Source organism: Microcoleus sp. D3_18a_C4, assembly GCF_036702415.1.
Classification (GTDB): Bacteria; Cyanobacteriota; Cyanobacteriia; order Cyanobacteriales; family Microcoleaceae; genus Microcoleus.
In genome coordinates this window covers 1-16,789 of sequence record NZ_JAUBTI010000002.1, presented here as the reverse complement: position 1 = coordinate 16,789, position 16,789 = coordinate 1, and the positions used below count along the sequence as shown (strand labels likewise).

The window sequence follows — 16,789 nt, the reverse complement described above, 5'->3', positions numbered from 1 at the left end:
AGATGCCTGTTCCACAAGCAGATACAGGCAAGATGCCTGTTCCACAAGCAGATACAGGCAAGATGCCTGTTCCACAAGCAGATACAGGCAAGATGCCTGTTCCACAAAATTGGAACTTAAAAGCAGTCCAAGTTCCTAACTTTATAATTATTGGTTGTCAGCGGTGCGGGACGACTTCTCTGTATACTTATTTAGCTCAACACCCGCAAATTTTGACTCCGATTAAAAAGGAGATGGATTTTTTCTCGTGGCACTTTGACAGAGGGATTGATTGGTATTTGGCTCATTTTCCACCAATGCCTTCGGGAGAGGAATTTGTAACTGGCGAAGCAAGTCCGAGCTATTTTGACTCTCGGGAAGCACCGGAACGTCTCTACACCGCGTTTCCAGAGGCTAAACTGATTGTACTTTTGCGAAATCCGGTCGATCGGGCGATTTCTCAATTTTACCGCTTGGCTGGCTTAAATTGGGAAGCGCGATCGCTCGATCGAGCAATTAGCGATGAAGTTGAACGGTTGAGTCAAAATCCAGAATACATCATCGGCGAAGAACCGGGGAATTATTTAGCTCGCGGTAGGTACATAGAATTTATAAAAAACTGGCGGACTTTCTTTCCCCCAGAACAGTTGTTAATTTTGAAAAGCGAAGATTTTTATGCAGGTGCGGCGACAACTGTCAAGCAAGTTTTAGAATTTTTAGATTTGCCGGAATATCAATTGTCTGAATACCAAAATGCTAATCCTGGTTCTTATCAGCGGGTAAATGAATCGGTTCGCGACAGGTTGAGCGATTATTTCCGACCTTACAATCAGGAATTAGAGGAATATTTGGGGAGGCAGTTTGATTGGGAATAAAGTTGAGCTAAGATTAGAACAACTTGTAAGGAGGTAATACCGATGCTGACGTTCGAGCTAGATACGCTACTTAAGGAACAAGCACTCCAACGCCAAGATCCTGAAGATCGCTACATTACCGATAGCGCCAACTGGGAACAATACGAGACACTGCTGAATCGGATTGGAGATGCGGCAGGATATCGAGTTACTTATTTAGATGGAGTTTTGGAAATTATGTCACCTTCTCGCCGCCATGAAAGTCGCAAAACTGGCATTGGAAATCTGCTAGAAATTTACTTTGTAGAAGCTGAAATAGAATATTTTCCTTTTGGGTCTACAACTCTGCGACAAGAGGAAAAACGTGGCGGTACGGAACCGGATGAAGCTTACTGTATTGGCACAGATAAAGAATTTCCCGATTTGGTAATTGAAGTGATTGTTACCAGTGGCAGCATCAATAAACTAGAACTCTATAGAAGGTTGAATGTGCGAGAGGTTTGGTTCTGGCGAAATGACCGATTTTCTATCTACCATTTGCGAGAAGAAATTCCGGTTGAATTCGTGTCCAACTGCGGTTATGAATTAATCACACAAAGCGAATTGCTACCGGGAATTGATATCGATATGTTGAGAGAATGTGTAAAAAATCCTCACCCGTTAGCAGCAGCAAAGGAATGGAGACAGAATTGCCGACCTACTTAACCCTCTTTTGTCAGTTTCGGCAGAAAATAATCTGGGATGGTTACATCATAAGGCTTTTACCAAAAACCTTGATTTGGGCCATTCTGTTAGAAAATAAATGCTCAAATCCTTGATCTATCTACAGTTGAAAATTTGGTTCTCATTTTTAATTTTCCAGAGTGACAAAAGAGGGTTAAACAGCAAGTTTTAAATCTGCTATCTGTCGCAAAGACAATGAACTGAGCTCGCGCGCGCGCCCAAGTCCGAGAAAAAAACTCGCCTCCCCTTGACAACTCATACTCGTTATGAGTACGCTATAATAAGCAAAGGAATTGAACCCAAGTACCCAAGAATTTAAAATCATGCTGACGAACCAAGAAGGTCAAAGAGTACCCAAAGTCACCTTTCGCACTCGCAAAGACAACGAGTGGGTCGATGTCACCACCGATGATATATTTGCAGGCAAAACCGTAGCAGTGTTCTCGCTGCCTGGGGCTTTTACTCCCACTTGTTCGTCCACGCACCTCCCCGGTTACAACGAATTGGCCAAAGTTTTCAAAGAAAACGGCGTAGATGAAATTGTTTGTATTTCCGTCAACGACGCCTTTGTGATGAACGAGTGGGCAAAAGACCAAGAATCAGACAATGTGACGTTAATTCCCGACGGTAACGGCGAATTTACCGAAGGCATGGGAATGCTGGTAGACAAAACAGATTTAGGCTTTGGCAAGCGGTCTTGGCGTTATTCGATGCTGGTAAAAGATGGCTTGGTTGAAAAAATGTTTATTGAGCCTGATGAACCGGGCGACCCTTTCAAAGTGTCCGATGCCGAGACGATGCTCAACTACATCAACTCCGCAGCAGCGAAGCCGAAGGTAGTTTCGCTGTTTACAAAAATGGGCTGTCCCTTCTGCGCTAAGGCTAAGGCAATGCTGAGTCAAAAGGGCTTGGATTATGAAGAAATTGTCTTGGGCCGGGAGATCACAACCAAATCGCTCCGGGCTATGACTGGGGCTACAACTGTGCCGCAAGTATTTATCGACGGCAAGTTGATCGGTGGTTCCGAAGCCCTAGAGTCTTATTTGGGTGTTGCTTAGTTAAACCACAATACTTAGCTTGCGGGTGTCGAGTGCACGCCTTACTCGTTGTAGGGTGTGCACTGTGCGCCTTTGGGGTATTTGGCGGTATTTAGCCCGATCGAGCTTTCGTGTCACAAGTTCGATCGGTCTATTTATCCATTCTCGTGCCACAATTACTGGGGAAGAAATATTAAAAACGCAAGAAATGGGAGTGAACGATCGTGGATTTGAGTTTAGTCGCGTCAAATATCTTAAATCCGCCCATATTAGCTTTTTTCATGGGAATGCTGGCAATTTTTCTCAAATCTGATTTAGAAATTCCAGCGCCCATCCCCAAACTGTTTTCGCTGTACCTGCTGTTTGCGATCGGATTTAAAGGCGGCGTCGAACTGTCCAAAAGCGGAATTGACCAGCAAGTTGCCCTGACAATTGTGGCCGCGATGCTGATGTCAATGCTAGTACCCATTTATACTTTTTTCATACTGAGGATAAAACTCGACTCCTACAATGCCGCCGCGATCGCAGCCACCTACGGTTCCATCAGCGCCGTCACATTTATCACCGCAACCTCCTTCCTCACAGCACAGGGGATCGACTTTGACGGTTACATGGTAGCCGCGCTAGCATTAATGGAATCCCCAGCAATTATAGTTGGTCTCATTCTAGTCAGTGTATTTGGCGGGGAAGAAGGAAAACGCGAAATAGTTTGGCCAGAAGTGTTGCAAGAAGCATTCCTAAACAGTTCAGTTTTTCTACTCATTGGCAGCCTAATTATGGGTATACTGACAGGAGAACACGGTTGGGAAGTTATGAGTCCGTTTACTCAAGACTTGTTTTACGGAGTTCTGACTTTTTTCTTGCTAGACATGGGGCTGGTTGCAGCCAGCAGAATTAAAGATTTGCAAGAAGCAGGAATTTTTCTGATCTGCTTTGCAATCCTAATTCCCATAGTCAACGCAGTAATTGCTTTGCTAATAGCCAAATTAATCGGAATGCCGCAGGGAGACACTTTGCTGTTTGCCGTATTGTGCGCGAGTGCTTCTTATATAGCAGTACCAGCAGCCATGCGCCTAACTGTTCCTGAAGCGAATCCAAGTCTTTACATTTCAACTGCCTTAGCAGTGACATTTCCATTTAATATCATTGTAGGCATTCCCCTGTATCTATACGGAATCAATATGTTTTGGAGGTGAGATGATGGAGTCAGTCAAAAGAGTAGAAATCATAGCCCACTCAGTAGAACTCGGCAAGATTTTAGACGGTTTAGACAAAGCTGGCGTACCCGGTTATTCGGTGATTCGTGATGTAGCTGGAAAAAGCACTAGGGATCATGTTTCCCGTGATTCATCAATGACGGCGCTGGATAACATTTATGTGCTTGCTTTTTGTTCACCAGCTCAAGTTTCTGCAGTTGCAGAAAACATTAGACCCGTGCTCAATAAATTTGGTGGGTCGTGTTTTATTTCAGATGCGGTGGAATTGCTAATTACTAGGTGCGTCGGGTAGTCATTAGTCATTAGTCATTAGTCATTAGTCATTAGTCATTATACCAATTCGGAAAATTTGAGCTACACATATAGCAATCCTCGCATCATTTGTGAATTTCTTACTCCCTCCCCGCGAGTTCGGGGAGGGTTGGGGTGGGGTAAAAAATTTACGACTCCTGCAAGGATTGCTATAGATTGTACGCCATATGTGTATGGACAGGGCAATGCCGTGTCCTTGCGCGTATCTGCGACTTTCATCCTAGGCTTTGGTTCCGACAATCGTCACTGGTGAGAATGCTAATCCGTTTCTCCTTTTGGATAAGTTTTTTATTATTACTTTAGGCTGATTTAAAAAATGCAATTTTGAAAATATTTTATGTCTATTATAGCACTTTTACAAGTTGACAAAAATCAGCCATTAGCCATTAGTCAGCGGTCTTTTCAGGATTAATTGCCCTTCCCAGCCGGGGCAGAATTCAGAATTCTTAAGATATAGAAAAGAATCAGTTGCAAAAATCCGTAAGCGTGGTAAATTCTAAGCCACAACAGGCGATCCTCTTCGTTGGCGTAGCCCCCGTAGGGGCGGGCTTTCCTTCGGATCGCTTCGCTAACGCTAACGCCCGATCGACTAACGAGATTTTCAATAGGAGTTTAAACATGGCTGCATTAAAAGTCGGCATCAACGGATTTGGTCGCATCGGACGGCTAGTCATGCGCGCCGGCATCAAAAACCCCAACATCCAATTTGTCGGCATTAACGACTTAGTTTCGCCAGAAAACCTGGCTTATCTTTTCAAATACGACTCCACCCACGGCATTTACGACGGCGAAGTTGAAAGCAAACCAGACGGGATTGTCGTTGACGGACTATTTATCCCCTGCACATCGATTAGAAATCCGGCAGAATTGCCTTGGGGTAAATCCGGCGCAGATTATGTTGTAGAATCTACCGGATTGTTTACAGATTTTGAAGGCGCATCAAAACACTTGACGGCGGGAGCAAAACGAGTAATACTTTCAGCACCGACAAAAGACCCGGAAAAAGTGGCAACTTTTCTAGTAGGCGTCAACCACCACAAATTTGACCCGACAAAAGATACGGTTGTTTCTAATGCTAGCTGTACGACGAATTGTTTAGCACCAATTGCCAAAGTAATCAACGATAACTTCGGATTGGAAGAAGGTTTAATGACGACAGTTCACGCAATGACAGCTACTCAACCAACTGTAGACGGGCCCAGCCAAAAAGATTGGCGGGGAGGACGCGGTGCGGCGCAAAATATTATTCCATCTTCGACCGGTGCAGCGAAAGCTGTTACTTTGGTGTTGCCAGAATTGAAAGGAAAATTGACGGGAATGGCTTTGCGCGTGCCAACTCCCGACGTGTCTGTAGTTGACCTTACTTTCAAAACGGCGAAGGAAACTAGCTATAAAGAAATTTGCGAGGCAATGAAAAAAGCTTCGGAGGGCGAACTCAAAGGCATTCTTGGATATACTGAGGATGCGGTAGTTTCGACAGATTTTCAGGGCGACGCGCGATCGAGCATTTTCGATGCAGGTGCGGGAATTGAACTGAATTCTAAGTTTTTCAAAGTTGTTTCCTGGTACGACAACGAGTGGGGTTATTCTTGCCGCGTGATTGACTTAATGCTGTCGATGGCCGAGAAAGACGGGATTTTGAATAATTAATTTTTTGGGGGTGGCATTTTGGGCGGGATCGGAGGTTCACCCACAAACAAATTCCTATGATTTTTTGTGGAACGGGCCGGAGAGCCCGTTCCTGATAATATTATTTAATGTGAGTTAAACTTTTTTTATTTCCGATTCGATCGCGCTTATGTCTGAATTACCACCGCTGAATAACGAAACTATTTGGGCTATCCTCAACGAAGAAATCGACGATGCTGCCGTCAACCGATTAGTTTGGCTGTATCTGGGCTACCGCTGGGATGCCGAGACTGGCAAGTGGAACAGTGCAGGTGTTGCAGCCGAGTGGCGGCAAGAGTACCCGGAACCGCCGGATTTTATCGATTCTAGGCCGGCGACTGTGAAATTGACTCGATCGACCCCTCCAGAAAACAAGCAGTTGCTGAAGGAAAAATTGGGCTTTAAAGGCTATAAAATTGGGGAATTCGGGCCCCGACAGACTCGCAGGGCGACGATGGCTAATTGGTTGATGGGTTTTATCGAATCTGGGGCGTAAAAGGAATTTGGGATGGCTGCGCGGTTGTGGCCACCGTTAAAGTACAGAGATATTAAATTTATTGGCAGGAAAACCCCTAAATCCCTATAAAGGATTGAAAGCTTGATTAAACTCTTCCTTTCTTTCTCTGTGTCCTCTGCGTCCTCTGCGGTTCATTAACAAAAATTAAGCCTGTTGAAAGTCAAAACACACTAAAACCAGCCAATTCCAACATCCTCACCCCGAACCCTGACACCGGACTGCGGCAGACTTTATGTGTATAGTTTGAGGTCAAAAGGTTTCAACCGCCGCCTTCATAAAGGGAGTAATAAACCCGGATTTGGTATTAATTATTTTCCGGGCGATTGTGCTAACAGATTTGATATAAGCGAAGGATTTTAAACTCGAATTCAATTAACTAGAAAGCCAACGCTTTAGCCTTGTTTTGCTGGTTCTGGCTGCACCTGCCAATTGCCTAAACCCCGGTACACGGTCAAACCAGGCATTAGGAGAGATGTCGCTACGGGAACTCCTTTGCCACCCAAGGTTTGGAGAAGCAATCAAGGTGACAACATCAGGATTTTGAGATCGGAAAGTAGAATAAGCTCCGTCGAGGTGCATCGGGCCGCCGTCGGGATGTCCCGGAGGTCGCTGTTGTAGTTCTTCCAGAAACCGCAGGAGGCGATCGAAAATCCTGCCATTTACAGCGTAAAAATGAGTGGTTCTCATCGCTTCAGAAAAGGGTACGAGGGCGACAGGAGACTTTTGTTCAACCTCTTCGAGGTGTCCGAAGTAGACGAAATCCCAATCTTGGTGACACAGTTGTTCGACGATAACAGCTTGGTCGCTTCTGAACTTTGCTGAAATTTCTAGGTCGTCTTCTACAATCAAAATATTGCTCAACCCCTCCTGTTTTGCCTGCTTGAGAATACCTACATGACTGGAAAAGCATCCCCTCGCCCCAATGTTTGGGAAACCTCCAGCTTCGTCGGGGCGGATTGCGGGAAATATCTCAACCTTATGGGGCGTGAGGGGCATTCCTGCTTCTTCTAATTCCTTGACTATGAGTTGGCGTCGGTCTTTCCTCTCAGGGAGATTTACCGCATAAACTCCCTGGAAATAGTCTGTAATTTTCGTCATAGTTTTATCTCGAATCAAAAAGTTGAGGAATCTTCGGCTTGAGGGATCTCAAATTTTATTTGAGGTCTGTGTCTGCCTTAAACTATTCTATTTTTAGCAAGCTGCATCTTCCATTTTCCTAAACTTACGGAAATTACCTCGATCGGAGCTAGCATTAACAGTTTAATTAGCATTGGGATTGGAGTCAGAAGCAACGCATTTCCCCTGTTGAGTTGGGTTGGGGGCTGGGTTGGAGAGTACCTTATCAACAGCAGCTTGTTCTTGAATCCATCCAATTTCGCCCGGTTGCAGCTTGGCGCTTTCTACTTCAACTGTTGGCTTAACTACCGGGGAAGGCGAGGGAGTGGGAGTTGCCACAGCGGGAGATGGATTCAGTGTCGGTTTTGAAACTGTAGAAAAATCTTTATTTGACTCGGGTTTCGGAGAGTTCGATCGCACTATTTCAGGAATCGAACAAACTTTCAATTCCAGCCAATTGCCTTGAGGCGTAAGCTGTTTGTTTGTCACCTGCAAAACGCTGCCGGCGGGGACTGTTCCTTTGACAGTCAACTCACCGATTGCGCCTCGCAAATCCAAGCGATCGCCCTCTTTTCCCAATTCCCCAGCCGCAGAACTTTTAATCTCTATAAACGAGCCTGTTTCTAAAGATTTGACCGGAGAAGCTACAGATTCAACTGTTTTCTCCGGCGTGCTTCCAGCATTAATTAAACCGCGTTTCCCGAAAATCGACTCCCCGGCAGTATCGATCGCCCGACCCACCGGAGGGATGAAAAAATAAGCAAATACACCCCCCAACCCTAATAAAAATAAAATTTTCAGCAGCAGCGAAAATAAACTTTTGCTTTTTTCCGGCGGTAACAACAGCGTTTTTCCTTGAGAATTCCCCTCGCCCAGGCTTGTGCTTTCTGTCAAATCCGTTGGCATATCCTCGCTGTCGGAAATGAGTTCGATCGGCGTATCTAAAGGTGCGACAGACAGTTCTGTAAAAGTATTGCCGTCTTCCCTCAAATGTGCTTGACAGTGAATTAAAGCAACAGTGACGTTATCGTGACCGTTTCTAGTATTAGCAATCTCAATCAGTCGATCGCGCGCCTTAGCCAAACTAATGCTACCGTCGAGAATTGGCAAAATCTCCGCTTCCCAACATTCCTCAACCCGGTCTTTATCACTCAAACCGTCGGAACACAGCAGCAAAACGCAGTCTTCATCCACCGGAAAACGCTGCACAGTCGGGTGCAAAGTGTTGGACGAAGTAATCCCCAAAGCTTGAATCAGAGCTCCGGCGGCCACTTGTTCCAAAGCATCCCGGTAGAGAGAGTAGCCCAAACGCACCTCGCGGCAAGCCACATTATCATCGAGAGTAACTTGATAGCAGCCGGTGCGGGTAATCCAGTAAGCCCGACTGTCTCCGACGTGGGCGACGTAGAGCTCGTGAATGTGGGCTAAACCCATAACTAGGGTAGTTCCCATCCGCTGGCGGCCTTGGCGGTGTTCGCTGTCGTTGCGGCTGGCTATCTTGTCGTTAGCAGCACAAGCCGCCCGTTCCAGCTTGGAAGTCAGGCTCAACGGGTCCCAATTAGCTTGATGCAGGGGCATTTGCTCCAACTTGTCGCGCAGTACACCAATTGCTTCTTCCGAAGCGACTTCGCCGCCGTCTTGTCCACCGATACCGTCGCAGACGATCGCGCAAGCTTCCGCCCCCGGATTTCCTGCCAACAGCGTACCGCTGGGGGGATAGCAAGCATCTTCGTTGTGAGCGCGGGATCTGCCTACATCCGTGCCCGTGGCAATTTCAACGTGACGATCGTAAAATCGGCCGCACTTTGCCAAAGCTTTATCCAACTGGCCCATCAGTTGTTCGCCGTGGCGCACTTGACCGGCAACCATTTGCTGGCAAAGTTGCCTCAAAAAATTAGCAATAGCCGGGTGAGCATCTTCTAGCCACTGCTGCCACAATTTGCCCAACTGCGACAAATGAGGCGGTTTGCGATCGGGCTGCAATTCCAGAAACCGCACCAATTGCCCTTCCACCCGTAGCAGTTCGGGAGTCAGCAGCGTCGAAGCGACGCCTTGAGCGATACACGGTTGCCACAACTGGGCCATTTGCCACAGCCAATTGAGCTGCCGCATCGCTGCGGCTCCTTTCCAGGAGTCCGCCAATTCCGGCATTAAAGATTCCGTCACCTTCAAAATCGGCCCGTTTTCCAGCAGCCAGATATCTCCCGAAAGCTTGCTCATCTTGGACGATACCAGGCCGTATACTTGAGGTACGTGCAACTGATAGGCAAACAGTCTCAGATAAGGAGTGACAACACTCGGAATCTCATCGGGCAGTTCCGGCAAGTGTTCGGGTTGAGTATCGACAAGAAGTCGATCGCGCTTGACCAAGTAGCGACCAGCGATCAGATCGCCTGGCTTACACCCTTTGATCCCTTCACCTAAAGCCCATAAGTAGTGTTTTGCCACAGAGTTTTGCATAAGGGTTCCTGACGCCTTTGGGCAAGCGTGCTGATCTGAACTATTTTAGCGATTGAACCTCGACGGGTTGATACGTGGCGATTATTTGACACCCCCGCTTTCTCAACAGACGGAGATTCTTAAGACTTCGCAGTCCTAATATCCTGATTTTTCAGGTTCCTAGGCTCACCACGTTTGCACTGTTGTGTGCGTAGCGATATCTCCTGACAATGTTTTAGGCGTGACTTTCCCCCAGTCTAGGGGTAGGTTTTAATGTCTTGTACTGACACAAATAGTCTACCATTTTGTTAACCCGCCGAGGACTCTTGCTAGGAGCTTTCAGAGTTAGACGATCGCGCGACGCCCAAGTCCTCGGCTTGAAATCACGCTGTTTTCAGCATATTCCTGATAGCGGCCATTTCCGAAGAAATCGCAGCACTCAAGGGAATTGAGATTTTAGACTAACTCTAATGGTATGATGCAGCTAGGTAGAAATCACCTGAGCCGACAGGTATAAATAAATATCAATTGTCGGTTTTCTCGCGAAGGGTCATCTGTGCCTCGCACCCTAGTTTCGCAACAGAAGTTAAATTTAACCCTACCCAAAGACGGATACAGGCCCGCAGATTCATCTGTGGAGTCAATCTAAAATCTCAAATCTAAAATCTAAAATCAACTGACGGATGCCAGCCCCCGACAGGAATCGTGGACAGCAAAAAAAATTAGATATTAGTTCAAGCGCCCAGATTCATCTCTGGAGTCAATCTAAAATCTCAAATCTAAAATCTAAAATCGACTGATGGACGCAAGCCCCCGACAGGAGTCGTGGAGAGCAAAAAAAATTAGATATTAGTTCAAGCCCGCAGATTCATCTGTGGAATCAATCTAAAATCTAAAATCTCAAATCTCAAATCGACTGACCGGCCTCTGCAAGCTGTTGAGTATTGAACCATGCACCCACATGATCCCAGCGCCTTTCCCAAGAATTTGCCCGATCCGAAGCTGCCGCCTGCTGTTGAAATAGACGAAATACTCACTAGCATTCAACATTCTCACAGTTTCTATTACCAAGTGATGAATCTTGAGGTTTGGGCACTGGTGGAAACCTTGGATGGGATGTTTCCCGGCGCTTGGGGTCAGTTTATGGCCAACCGCCAAGTCGCAGTTAAACAGTTTTTGGAACGAGATCACGTTCCAAATTCTCCGGTTGATGCTGGGGAGGCGGGGGAGAAGTCCGAGGGCACTCGGAAGAAGGAAGAAGCCGGGAGTCAGGAGTCAGGAGTCAGAAACAAGCAGGAAGAAGAATAAAAGCAGATTTTCTCAATTCTCCCCATCTCCACCTTTCCTCTGTATCCAAGTCTAAATCCCCCTCAATCCCCAAAGCGAGAGAGGAAACAGAACCCTCTTTTCCCCCCTACTCCCCTAATTAAGAGGAGTAGGAGCGATCGAAACTCAGCTACAAGCGACATTTATTATGGGTTTCAATCTTAACTTGACATAAATGCCGATCGCCCGTTAGCGAAGCCCTCGAAGAGGATCGCCTTTACAGGTGAACTTTGGAATCAACTTGAGGCAATCCCATGCTGTAGTTGACAGCGCGGCTGTTGAGATTGTAGCTGATTTGGCCTTTTTGTAAGAGCGATCGTACCAAGTGCTCCAACTCCGAACCGATACGGCGGAGGTTGTACTCGGTCAAATCTTGGCCCTCGTAAGCGTCTACGAGTTGGTCGAATTTGGCATATACCTGTTTGACAGACTCGTCGTTCCAGTTAAGTTCGTTATCTGGGTCAATGTCCAGCGTCAAAAGGTCATTGCTGGGGACGAGTTCGTTATCTTCGAGGATGGCGGTGTATATGCGAATATGGCGGGTTGTTGACTTGAGCTGCATGACTTCTTATGTGTAAAGATTTTTTGCTGAATTAATTGTAATGGCACAGAGATGCGCGGGGAGGGTGGGCGATCGTCAATTTCTCGGAATCCCGAAATTTTTTAGTTGTTCGGCAGTCCAATTTTTGTAATATTCAGTTTTCTCTAAAGAATCGGAAGCTGGCTTCAGCTTAGAATTTACTTGAACAGTGAAGCCCGGATACGGCATCCTCCTAGTATGAAGCCCGTCAATATTAAAATCTTCTTCGGGATGGATGTGAAAAGCCAGCAAGCCCAACTCGGAAATCTGATTATTCAATTTGTCTATCAATTCTTTAGTTTCTGGCGCACTAATTGCAGTTTTTTCTGGATTAATTACTACCATGATCTCAAATTCCGAATTGTAAAATTCATAAATTGATGTCATTATGGCAGCATCGCGATCGAACTCAGTCAGCGCTGAAAACCGCTCGATTTTGAATAAAATTTGATTAGCCAAGCGTGCTTTTTTAGCGAAGGGACAAATCGGTAAATCGCTGAAAACTGGATGCGGTAACTCGACAAACTCCGTCATCCATCTGAGGGTAGATTCTATAATTTCTGTGTCAGATTCATTCATGGAAAATCTATGTATTTGATATTTAATACTAATCCTAATCTATTTCTAGGGCGATGCACACCATTGGTGTCAATTTAACGCTATTTCCCTCAGTCCGGCAGGGGTTTAAACCCCTGCCTCATAGCAAAAGTCCTCTGAAGAGGACTGAAGAACTCATTAGTCCTCTTCAGAGGACTTAAGCTATTAGCCAGGGAATTCATTCCCTGGTGGACTTTCGGTTAACTTCACACCAATACATTGCCCACCTTGCTTTTTAATATTGGCGATCGAATTTATTCGTGAATTGTGCCATCTGGCATAATTGCACCTGCGAGTTTTGCCTTTTCCAGGTTTGCCCCAAGCAGTTTAGCTTCCTTCAGGTTAGTTTTCTCTAAGTTTGCAAAGCTCAAATTTGCCCCGCACAAGTTTGCAGAATTTAAGTCTGCTTCACTTAAGTTTGCTCCATTTAGATTAGCCCCAGAAAGATTAAAACCACTCAATTTTTGCCCGCTCAAATTAACACTTTGTAAGTTTACCCCAATCAAATTTACCCCTGTGAGATTAGCACCATCCAAGTTAGCGCCTAAACAGTTTGCCCCACTCAAACTTGCTCCACTTAAGTTAATCCCAATCAACTTAGCATGACTTAAGTTTGCGCCCGTCAAATTCGCCCCACTTAAATTCATGCCACTAAGGTTAACTCCTTCAAGATTTACCCCAGCCCAACTTACCCCTGTTAAGTTAACGCCACTGAGGTTTGCATAAGTTAGGTTCACTTTAGTTACCTTCGAGTGACTTAAATCGGCTCCTGTCAGGTTAACACTATGTAGACTTGCTTGAGTTAAGTTAGCTCTACTGAGGTTTGCTGTAGTCAGGTTTGCGCTATTTAAGTTTGCTTCGCTTAAGTTAGCTTGACTCAAATTTGCCTGAATTAGTCTTGCGGAAGACAATGTTGCCTTAATTAAGTTAGCGCCACTCAAATTAACTTGAATTAAATCTGCGCTTCGCAAGTTTGTTAAGTTCAAATTTGCCCCTTGCAAGTTAGCTCCAATCAAATTTACTCCTGTTAAGTTGGCTTTTGTTAGATTGGCACTGCTCAGGTTTGCTTGACTTAGACTGACATTAGAGTCGAGAGTTTTGCCACTTAAATCCACTCCCGCTAGGTTAATCCCTGTAAAGTCGCGTTCTCCATCTTCATACCGTTTCCAAAATTCCTCAGCACTAATAGCGGGTTCCAGATTTTCTAGTGCAGAATCATCTATTTTTGCCTCTTCCTCAGATTGCACAGTATCCGCATTCACAGGAGTAGCAGCCGGCTGTTCTACCGCTTCCCTAGATACTGGAATCGGTGTCTCCCCGATCGCCTCTTCGCGCAATAACCGATCCACCCGATCGCTAAACCGCCTCACAACCTCAGCATCATCAACCTTCTCACCAGCTTTCGAGCTTTTCTCCACCGCATTCTCAACATAATACTTATCTACAAAACTTTGCAACCCAGCATTATATCCCTGTCCTACCGCCTGAAACCTCCATTCGCCATTCTTCTTGTACAAGCGTCCAAATTCTAAAGCCGTTTCTTGGGAAAATATCTGATTTAAATTGTACCGAACCAATTCGCTAAGAGTTTCTCGGTTGTAAAGCCTGATAAAAGCATTTGTAACTTGACTAAAACTTTGATTCTTTTCCTGTCCCTCGTGAAGAGTCACAATAAACACAATTTCCTGAATCGCCGAATTGATTTTACTCAAATCCACATAAACCGTCTCATCATCTCCGTCTATTTGCCCAGTCGCGCTGTCTCCTGAATGCCGCACCGCACCGTCCGGCGATGTCAGATTGTTGTAAAATACAAAATACTTTTCATCGGGAATGCGACCGTCCGCCGCTAACATAAAAACAGATGCGTCAATGTCGCAGTTTTGTGCTGTCTGGCTGACTTGCCAACCCAGGGCGATCGCAATTTTACTGAAATCAGGAGTTTCTTTAGAAAGATTGAACCTTTCACCCTTAGTTAATTCGATACTCATATGCGATAATTCCCTTACCTCATAAATGGTATTAATTATCTCATCTATGTTAACCCGATCGCAAATTGGATTTTATCTCGAAGATATCGAAACCCCCATTGGCAGAACCGTCAATTTAACTCTTACCGGACTCATTCTTTTATCTTCCGCCAGCTTCATCGCCGAAACTTACCCGATTTCGGAATCTGTTAGAATTAATTTTCAAACTCTCGATACCGTCCTTTTAATCGTTTTTGCAGTTGAGTATTTATTGCGGCTGTGGTGTGCCGAAGATCGAGTTAAATTTATTTTTAGTTTTTTTTCAATTATTGATTTGCTCGCAATCTTACCATTTTTACTGGGATTTGTCAACGTTAGTTTTATCCGAATTTTTCGCTGGTTTAGAATTCTCCGACTCATCCGTTTTCTGGAATTAAAAATTTCTATTTTCCGCATCAGCAGCGAAGATGGGGTGATTTTTGCTCGGATTTTGTTTACTTTGCTGGCAATAATTTTTGTTTATTCTGGTTTGATTTATCAAGTCGAACATCCGGCCAATCCCGAAAGTTTTGCGACTTTTTTGGATGCTGTTTATTTCTCGGTTGTCACCATGACCACCGTGGGATTTGGCGATGTTACTCCGATTTCGGAATCCGGTCGTTTTCTGACTATTTTGATGATTTTGACGGGAATTGCTCTGATTCCTTGGCAATTGGGGGATTTGATTAAACAATTAGTTAAAAGTGCTAATCACGGAGAAGCTGTTTGTAAAGGTTGCGGTTGGTCTGTACACGATGCTAATGCTAGATTTTGTAAAATGTGCGGCAGTCAATTAGATAATGGTTGACTGTTGACTGTTGACTGTTGACTGTTGACTGTTGACTGTTGACTACTGCCTCACCCTAGATAATTCATCCGTGTATCCGTGTCAAAATCCGTGTAGTGCTTTCCTTCTTTAAGCTAAGGGTAACAAAATTTCAAATTCAGTGCCTCTGCCTAACTCCGATCGCATTCTGAATGCACCGCCGTGTTTGCCCGTCACTATTTGATAGCTAACTGCTAAACTGGTTTCTTTGAGGGCGCGTTTTTCCGTAGAGAATGATTCTATGATTTTTTTGTACTTGCTAGGTGACATTCCTGGCCCGTTATCTGCTATGCAAATCGAAACCCAGCGAACATGAAGTTTGTCTAAATCCGACGCCGGTTCGGGACAGCAGACTTGAGTTGTGATTTCAATTTTAGGCTGGCGATCCGCCTCTCTGAGTCCTCCACCTTTGAACTCTTTCGCCAATTCTTGACCGACTGCTTCGTTAATTAATGTATGAATAGAATTGGTCAAGATATTCATAAATACTTGGTTTAGCTGTCCTGCATAGCACGGCACTGGTGGCAGGTAGCCGTAGTTTTTCACTACTTGGATTTCCCTAGTCAAACGACTTTTGAGCAGCAAAAGTATGCTGTCTATGTTGGCGTGCAAGTCGGTTGGTTTCGGATAAATATCGTCGATGTGGCAGAAGTTTTGCAAACTGGTTGCCAACTTGCTCAAACGTTCTGCGCCTGATTTGATGCTGGCCACAGTTCGGAGAAAATCGTTTTGCAAAAAGTCATAGTCTATCTCTTCTTTGAGCCGTGCTATTTCCGGCGGGGGATCGGTACAGTATGCGTCGTAAACTGAGAGTAATTCCATCAAGTTTTTGCTGTAGTCGCTTACGTAGGTTAAATTCCCCCAAATAAAGCCTACCGGATCTAAAATTTCGTGGGCGACTCCGTTGACTAAACGGCCTAAACTAGCCATTTTTTCGCTTTGAATCATTTGAGTTTGGGCTCTTTCGTAGCGGACTTGAGTTTCTATGCCGCGAATTTGCCAGTATGCGATGTTTAGTGCGTTAGGGTCTAAGAGTCGGTAAGATTGGGAGTCTATTTGGACGACGATCGGTTCTGCCTGCAATTCGGGCGATCGACGCAGAGCTTGTGGGGCGGCGGCCAATATGGTTGTACTCTCTGGAAGCAATAATATTTCGACGCGAGCGTAACTGTAGAGAACTTTTAGTGGCAGCTGCAAAAATAGCTCTGGGCCTTGGGGTTTGAGCAAATATTCCAGCAGTTGCCTGCGGGATATCATGCCAGCAAACTCTCCTGCTTCCATCAAGACGACTCCCGGCACTAGGGGGTGCTGTTCAAACATTTCGGCAACTGCCACGGCTAAGCAGCTCGATTTAACCTGAAAGTCATACAGGGGCAAATCCCAGAGTGTAGACTCTAGGGAAAGGTCTTGATGGCTGCCTTCGGAGAGTGAAGGGCCAAGGAGTTTGGAACTGAATTTATTTGCCACTGGAACTTTTAGTTGCCGAAACGCTGGGAAATTGATACTCCCCAAGGCTGAAGCCACGGGGATTCTTGAATGAATCCGAAAACTCACGGGAGGCGTTATCAAAGCACCTCTATACGCTCAAA

General features: G+C 45.4%; 15 protein-coding genes. 9 read left to right on the top strand and 6 right to left on the bottom strand.

Going from position 1 to position 16,789, the window contains the following annotated elements:
• From QUB16_RS01190 to QUB16_RS01160, 7 genes are all read left to right on the top strand, one after another.
• Window positions 1-854: sulfotransferase (locus QUB16_RS01190; RefSeq protein ID WP_333313439.1), on the top strand; the 854-nt coding region annotated here is incomplete at its 5' end.
• A 42-nt stretch (window positions 855-896) separates the two neighbouring features.
• A complete protein-coding gene (locus tag QUB16_RS01185) occupies window positions 897-1,538 on the top strand; it encodes a Uma2 family endonuclease (RefSeq protein ID WP_333313437.1) in 642 nt (213 codons plus the stop codon).
• A gap of 341 nt (window positions 1,539-1,879) precedes the next feature.
• Window positions 1,880-2,614, top strand: coding sequence for a glutathione peroxidase (locus QUB16_RS01180; RefSeq protein WP_333313708.1), 735 nt, complete (start codon window positions 1,880-1,882; stop codon window positions 2,612-2,614).
• A gap of 203 nt (window positions 2,615-2,817) precedes the next feature.
• Complete coding sequence (locus tag QUB16_RS01175; protein WP_333313435.1) at window positions 2,818-3,789, top strand: sodium-dependent bicarbonate transport family permease; 972 nt, start codon at window positions 2,818-2,820, stop codon at window positions 3,787-3,789.
• A gap of 1 nt (window position 3,790) precedes the next feature.
• The gene (locus tag QUB16_RS01170; protein ID WP_223300725.1) at window positions 3,791-4,102 is read left to right on the top strand and encodes a P-II family nitrogen regulator; all 312 of its coding nucleotides are present in this window, start codon (window positions 3,791-3,793) and stop codon (window positions 4,100-4,102) included.
• Window positions 4,103-4,740: 638 nt separating this feature from the next.
• Window positions 4,741-5,772 (top strand): type I glyceraldehyde-3-phosphate dehydrogenase, encoded by a 1,032-nt coding sequence (gene gap / locus QUB16_RS01165; protein ID WP_333313707.1) that lies wholly within the window; start codon window positions 4,741-4,743, stop codon window positions 5,770-5,772.
• Between the two features lie 148 nt (window positions 5,773-5,920).
• Window positions 5,921-6,286 carry a DUF1823 family protein gene (locus tag QUB16_RS01160; protein WP_333144302.1) on the top strand — a complete coding sequence of 122 codons (366 nt, stop codon included), beginning with the start codon at window positions 5,921-5,923 and terminating at the stop codon, window positions 6,284-6,286.
• A 393-nt stretch (window positions 6,287-6,679) separates the two neighbouring features.
• Here QUB16_RS01160 and QUB16_RS01155 read toward each other — a convergent pair whose 3' ends face one another.
• Both QUB16_RS01155 and QUB16_RS01150 read right to left on the bottom strand, forming a co-directional pair.
• The gene (locus tag QUB16_RS01155; RefSeq protein ID WP_333313433.1) at window positions 6,680-7,405 is read right to left on the bottom strand and encodes a glycosyltransferase family 25 protein; all 726 of its coding nucleotides are present in this window, start codon (window positions 7,403-7,405) and stop codon (window positions 6,680-6,682) included.
• A 162-nt stretch (window positions 7,406-7,567) separates the two neighbouring features.
• Window positions 7,568-9,883: a protein phosphatase 2C domain-containing protein gene (locus tag QUB16_RS01150; protein ID WP_333313431.1), complete on the bottom strand. Its 2,316-nt coding sequence runs from the start codon at window positions 9,881-9,883 to the stop codon at window positions 7,568-7,570.
• 930 nt (window positions 9,884-10,813) lie between these two features.
• On the opposite strand from QUB16_RS01150, the gene QUB16_RS01145 reads away from it, so the two are divergent.
• Entirely contained in the window at window positions 10,814-11,170 is a 357-nt protein-coding gene (locus QUB16_RS01145) for a hypothetical protein (protein ID WP_333284326.1), read from the top strand.
• A 235-nt stretch (window positions 11,171-11,405) separates the two neighbouring features.
• On the opposite strand, the gene QUB16_RS01140 is transcribed toward QUB16_RS01145, so the two are convergent.
• The 3 genes from QUB16_RS01140 to QUB16_RS01130 form a co-directional block, all read right to left on the bottom strand.
• Complete coding sequence (locus tag QUB16_RS01140) at window positions 11,406-11,750, bottom strand: NAD(P)H-quinone oxidoreductase subunit M (RefSeq protein ID WP_333313429.1); 345 nt, start codon at window positions 11,748-11,750, stop codon at window positions 11,406-11,408.
• 75 nt (window positions 11,751-11,825) lie between these two features.
• Window positions 11,826-12,347 (bottom strand): hypothetical protein, encoded by a 522-nt coding sequence (locus QUB16_RS01135; RefSeq protein ID WP_333313428.1) that lies wholly within the window; start codon window positions 12,345-12,347, stop codon window positions 11,826-11,828.
• A gap of 272 nt (window positions 12,348-12,619) precedes the next feature.
• Complete coding sequence (locus QUB16_RS01130; protein WP_333313426.1) at window positions 12,620-14,356, bottom strand: pentapeptide repeat-containing protein; 1,737 nt, start codon at window positions 14,354-14,356, stop codon at window positions 12,620-12,622.
• A gap of 25 nt (window positions 14,357-14,381) precedes the next feature.
• Between QUB16_RS01130 and QUB16_RS01125 the strand changes: the two genes are divergently transcribed.
• Window positions 14,382-15,182 carry an ion transporter gene (locus tag QUB16_RS01125; RefSeq protein WP_333313425.1) on the top strand — a complete coding sequence of 267 codons (801 nt, stop codon included), beginning with the start codon at window positions 14,382-14,384 and terminating at the stop codon, window positions 15,180-15,182.
• A 108-nt stretch (window positions 15,183-15,290) separates the two neighbouring features.
• On the opposite strand, the gene QUB16_RS01120 is transcribed toward QUB16_RS01125, so the two are convergent.
• Window positions 15,291-16,667 carry an ATP-binding protein gene (locus QUB16_RS01120; protein ID WP_333313424.1) on the bottom strand — a complete coding sequence of 459 codons (1,377 nt, stop codon included), beginning with the start codon at window positions 16,665-16,667 and terminating at the stop codon, window positions 15,291-15,293.
• Window positions 16,668-16,789: the final 122 nt, after the last annotated feature.

Coding starts and splice junctions, on each gene's coding strand:
- QUB16_RS01185 (WP_333313437.1), top strand. CDS start 897: ATGCTGACGTTCGAGCTAGATACGCTACTTAAGGAACAAGCACTCCAA.
- QUB16_RS01180 (WP_333313708.1), top strand. CDS start 1,880: ATGCTGACGAACCAAGAAGGTCAAAGAGTACCCAAAGTCACCTTTCGC.
- QUB16_RS01170 (WP_223300725.1), top strand. CDS start 3,791: ATGATGGAGTCAGTCAAAAGAGTAGAAATCATAGCCCACTCAGTAGAA.
- gap (WP_333313707.1), top strand. CDS start 4,741: ATGGCTGCATTAAAAGTCGGCATCAACGGATTTGGTCGCATCGGACGG.
- QUB16_RS01160 (WP_333144302.1), top strand. CDS start 5,921: ATGTCTGAATTACCACCGCTGAATAACGAAACTATTTGGGCTATCCTC.
- QUB16_RS01155 (WP_333313433.1), bottom strand. CDS start 7,405: ATGACGAAAATTACAGACTATTTCCAGGGAGTTTATGCGGTAAATCTC.
- QUB16_RS01150 (WP_333313431.1), bottom strand. CDS start 9,883: ATGCAAAACTCTGTGGCAAAACACTACTTATGGGCTTTAGGTGAAGGG.
- QUB16_RS01145 (WP_333284326.1), top strand. CDS start 10,814: ATGCACCCACATGATCCCAGCGCCTTTCCCAAGAATTTGCCCGATCCG.
- QUB16_RS01140 (WP_333313429.1), bottom strand. CDS start 11,750: ATGCAGCTCAAGTCAACAACCCGCCATATTCGCATATACACCGCCATC.
- QUB16_RS01135 (WP_333313428.1), bottom strand. CDS start 12,347: ATGAATGAATCTGACACAGAAATTATAGAATCTACCCTCAGATGGATG.
- QUB16_RS01130 (WP_333313426.1), bottom strand. CDS start 14,356: ATGAGTATCGAATTAACTAAGGGTGAAAGGTTCAATCTTTCTAAAGAA.
- QUB16_RS01125 (WP_333313425.1), top strand. CDS start 14,382: ATGGTATTAATTATCTCATCTATGTTAACCCGATCGCAAATTGGATTT.